Annotated in this window: 5 protein-coding genes; 3 read left to right on the forward strand and 2 right to left on the reverse strand. The window is 50.5% G+C overall.

The window, feature by feature from the left end:
* Positions 1–217 (forward strand): hypothetical protein (locus Q3886_RS08540; RefSeq protein ID WP_301860954.1); only part of this gene is annotated, 217 nt, incomplete at its 5' end.
* A 51-nt stretch (positions 218–268) separates the two neighbouring features.
* Entirely contained in the window at positions 269–1,309 is a 1,041-nt protein-coding gene (gene pta / locus Q3886_RS08545) for a phosphate acetyltransferase (RefSeq protein WP_301860955.1), read from the forward strand.
* 65 nt (positions 1,310–1,374) lie between these two features.
* Here the strand turns inward: pta and Q3886_RS08550 are convergent, their stop codons facing one another.
* Positions 1,375–1,812, reverse strand: coding sequence for a hypothetical protein (locus tag Q3886_RS08550; RefSeq protein ID WP_301860957.1), 438 nt, complete (start codon positions 1,810–1,812; stop codon positions 1,375–1,377).
* A 110-nt stretch (positions 1,813–1,922) separates the two neighbouring features.
* Between Q3886_RS08550 and Q3886_RS08555 the strand changes: the two genes are divergently transcribed.
* Positions 1,923–3,311: an NAD(P)/FAD-dependent oxidoreductase gene (locus Q3886_RS08555; protein WP_301860959.1), complete on the forward strand. Its 1,389-nt coding sequence runs from the start codon at positions 1,923–1,925 to the stop codon at positions 3,309–3,311.
* A gap of 3 nt (positions 3,312–3,314) precedes the next feature.
* Here the strand turns inward: Q3886_RS08555 and Q3886_RS08560 are convergent, their stop codons facing one another.
* Positions 3,315–4,463 carry an aminotransferase class V-fold PLP-dependent enzyme gene (locus tag Q3886_RS08560; protein WP_301860960.1) on the reverse strand — a complete coding sequence of 383 codons (1,149 nt, stop codon included), beginning with the start codon at positions 4,461–4,463 and terminating at the stop codon, positions 3,315–3,317.
* Positions 4,464–4,573 lie beyond the last annotated feature (110 nt).

Below are 4,573 nucleotides of genomic sequence, written 5' to 3' on the forward strand. Positions count from 1 at the left end.
GCCTGCCTTACAAGCAGGATGTCAGCAGTTCGATCCTGTTATCGCCCACCAAACTAAAAGACACACGCATTTGCGCGTGTCTTTTTTTCTTGCTGATGAAAACATGGACTATGAAAAAAGGGCCTTTTCACCATGCTTATTTTGTATACAGAAATATTTGCCTAACCTGAGGAAAGAAGGGCAAATGTATTTGATTCGGCCGTATTTTGGTATATAATAGGAAGTGTTGGAATTTAATTTTAGACATTTTTTAAGGAGTGATCCTCACATGCGATTTACTGAAGATTTAAAAGCTCGTGTTTCGAAAGCACAGAAAAAAATCGTTCTTCCTGAAACGAACAGCCGCCGTGTACTGAAAGCAGCTGAACGTGTTATGGCTGATGGATTTGCTAAAATTGTCCTTATCGGCAAATTAGAACAAATCAAAAAAGACGCTTCTAAATTCCAGATTGATCTTACCGGTGTAGAAGTTGTAGATCCCGAAACGTACTACCGTATGGATGAATTGTGCGAATACTTCGCTAAACGGCGTGAAAAGAAAGGCATGACTGTTGAAAAAGCTCATGACATTATGACGCACAACTATACATTCTTTGCTGCCGGCCTCGTTGCTCTTGGCGAAGCAGACGGCGTTGTTTCCGGTGCTGCTACGACTTCGGCAGACGTTATCCGCGCAGGCCTGCAGGTCATTGGCCCCCGTCCCGGCAACCACACCGTATCGAGTGCCTTCATTCTCCTGACCAATACGCCGCAGTACGGCGATAACGGCATCCTTGTCCTCGGTGACTGCGGTGTTATTCCTGACCCGACAGCAGAACAGCTGGCTGATATTGCCTGCATCTGCGTAGAACGGGCTCGTCGGACTGTACAGATGCTCGACCCGAAAGTTGCTTTCCTGTCCTACTCGACCATGGGTTCCGGCTCTGGCGAATCGGTAGAAAAAGTTCGCAAAGCCGTACAGATTCTGAAAGACCGCAATGTTGACTTTGATTTCGACGGCGAAATGCAGGCTGACGCTGCTCTGGTTCCGGAAGTTGGCGAACACAAAGCTCCGGGCTCCAAAGTTGCCGGCCATGCGAATGTCCTCATTTTCCCGAACCTCGATGCTGCCAACATTGGCTACAAAATGGTTCAGCGTTTTGCAAATGCTACGGCCCTTGGCCCATTGGTACAGGGCTTGGATAAACCTATCCTTGACTTGTCCCGTGGCTGCTCGTCGGAAGACGTTGCTGACGTCGTTGCCGTTTGCTGCTCCGATGCCATTACAGCTGACCTGTACAAAAAAGAACGAGCTGCAGCTAATCAGTAATTGCCGATATATATTGCATAAGAAAACTCCTCGAAACAGTGTTTCGGGGAGCTTTTTTATGCATGTTACCGTTTTACGCGCATGCGCCGGTTGCCGACGACCATGGACGGACTCAGGGTCCGATAGACCATATAGGTGAAAAAGAGAAAGCCAAACAGGAATACCAGGGCATATTCATCTGTCAGCGTTTGTTCCAGCGAAAAATAGTAGCCACAGGCCACGGTGAGGATGAGGCTGGCATACATGGACAGAATGACGCATTTCGTGCGCTGTCCCCGGTCTCGAAGGCGGTAAAAATCTTTGTATCGAATAGATAAGGCCAGGGTTACGATAATGAGTGCGGCAATGGCCAGGCTTACAGAAACAGGACCGGCGTTCAGGTACAGCGAAATCAGGACCAGCAGCATAAGTGAGAAGATGCCCAGAAAAATATATTTCTGCCGCTGCAAGTCCAGTACATCTTCCTGCACTTCGTCGTGATGACGCATTCGTTGTTTTGTCATGGCAAAGAGGACTCCTTTCTTCTGATTCGTAAAATAATATCTGTATTATATCATATTTGACAAGCTCTGCCAGTCGTGGTACAGTCGCAGAGAGAAAGGGGCGTGACTCTATGAACGCAGTCAAGATGTATGATGTAATTATTGTCGGTGCCGGTCCGGCAGGTATTTTTACAGCTCTGGAGCTGGCAGACCGGGGATTTCATATTCTCATGGTCGAAAAAGGCCAGGATATACGCGGCCGTATTGCGACAAGCCGCAATGCCGATGCGCCTGTGAAGGACAAAGTGCGCAATGTCGTCTGCGGCTGGGGCGGTGCCGGGGCCTTCAGTGACGGGAAACTGACGCTGACAACGGAATACGGCGGCAATTTGGATGATTATATGTCCAAAGGCGATCTGATGGACAAGATCCTGTACGTCGATGACGTGTACTGTAAGTTCGGCGGTGCCGGCCGCAAGGTATACGGCGGGGAACATGCTGAGGAAATCCGCCGCATTCAGCGCCGTGCTGCCGCTGCCGATTTGCGGTTTATTCCGGCCCGTATCCGCCATTTGGGAACAGACGTGAATGCCCAGATTCTGACGAATATGCACGACTTCCTGGCTGATAAAGTCGATATTATGGCCGATACGGCAGTCGAACATATTGCTGTTGCCAATGGAGCCGTACAGGGTGTCATCATTAACGGACAGCTCTATGGCTGCAAGTATCTGGTCTGCGCTCCCGGCCGGGAAGGATCAGAATGGCTCGTCCGCGAAGTGGCCAAGATGGGACTGAAGCTTACTTCCAATGCCGTAGATATTGGCGTGCGCGTGGAAATGCCGTCGGAAATTCTGGAAACCATTACGGATATTGTATATGAATCGAAGCTCATTTATTTCAGCAAATCCTTTGATGATCGGATTCGCACGTTCTGCATGAATCCCTATGGTTTTGTCGTAGAAGAAAACAACGACGGCCTTCTTACGGTAAACGGCCACAGCTATGCCCATAAGCGCAGTGAAAATACGAACTTTGCCATTTTGGTGTCCAAAAAATTTACGGAACCTTTCCATGAACCAATAAAGTATGGCAAGTATATTGCCAATTTGGCCAACATACTCGGCGGCGGCGTCATCGTACAGCGCCTGGGCGACCTTCTCGACGGCCGCCGGTCCACGCCGGAACGGATACAGCGCGGTCTCGTACGTCCGACGATGCCCAATGCCACGCCAGGCGATTTGTCCCTCGTCCTGCCGTATCGCCATATGCAGGATATTAAGGAAATGCTGGAAGCGCTGGACAACATTGCACCAGGAGCTAATTCACGTCATACCTTGCTGTATGGTGTAGAAGTAAAATTCTATTCCAACCGTCTGGAACTGAGCAAAGAACTGGAAACGAAAATCCCTAATTTCTTTGCCATTGGCGACGGTGCCGGCATTACGCGGGGCCTTGTACAGGCTTCTGCAGCCGGGGTCATTGTGGGCCAGGAAATTCGGCGCCGCGAACAAGTCTAAGCCTTACTTGTACAGCTTCTGCAGCGCTTCTAGGGCTGTGTCCACTTCTTCCGGCGTGTTCGTATGGCCAAAGGAGAAGCGGATCGTCCCGCCAGGAAAGGTTCCCAGGGTCTTGTGGGCTGACGGAGCACAGTGCAGGCCGACGCGGGTCAGGATGCCGTACTTTTCTTCCAGCTCTGCGGCTGCGATAGCATTATCAATGGCCGGCGAATAAATGGAAACGACGGCTGTTCTGTTTTTCATCGTCTTTTTTCCGGCAATGTGTATGGACGGAATGGCTGCCAGACCGGTGAGAAACTGCTCGGTCAGGGCCATTTCCTTCTGGCGAATGGCATCCAGTCCTGTCTGGCGCAGATAGATGAGGGCCTGATGAAGGCCGACAATGCCGGGAAGATTCGGCGTGCCTGCTTCAAATTTATCAGGCAGGAAATCGGGCATTGTTTCCAAGTGGGATACGCTGCCTGTGCCGCCGCAGATGAACGGCTTCATTGTCTTTGCCGTTTCGTCAGAGGCAATGAAACCGCCAATGCCCTGTGGGCCGAGAAGCCCTTTGTGGCCTGTGAAGCACAGAACGTCAATGGCCATTTGTTCCATGTCAATGGGCAGGACGCCGCCGGTCTGGGCTGAATCGACAATGAAAAGCAGTCCTTTGCGGTGGCAGAATCGTCCTACTTCCTCAATGGGAAGGACAGTGCCGCTCACATTGGAGGCGTGCGTCATAATGATGGCTTTTGTGTTGGGGCGGAGGAGACTTTCCATTTTTGAAAGAATCAATTCGCCTTCTGCCGTACAGGGAATGCGGTCAAAGGAGATGCCCTGTTCCTGCAGCTGTACGAGGGGGCGGACGACGGCGTTGTGCTCCATGGAAGAAATGAGTACGTGATCTCCTGCTGTCAGCAGACCGTGCAGCACGGCATTGATACTGGCCGTTACGTTGGCTGTAAAGATGACATTCTGGCAGTGCGGGAAGTGAAACAGCTCGCTGAGCCACTGACGGGTCGTATAGACCAGTTCTTCCAGATCATAAGCCGGGCCGTAGGAGCCGCGGTTAATGTTCACGCCATGGTTGGTAATGAAATCGCCGACAGCCTTGCCGACGCCAGGCGCTTTGGGAAAGGATGTGCAGGCGTTGTCCAGATAGATTGTATGCATAATTTTATATATCCTCCTTTATGAAAAAAATGGATTCCCGGTGTTCCTGTAATGTGTGTTGTGTATATTTAATCATAATATAGCATCCTGAGAATGACGGGGCAATATAC

Origin of the sequence: uncultured Megasphaera sp., from assembly GCF_958350005.1 — a bacterium.
Classification (GTDB): Bacteria; Bacillota; Negativicutes; order Veillonellales; family Megasphaeraceae; genus Megasphaera.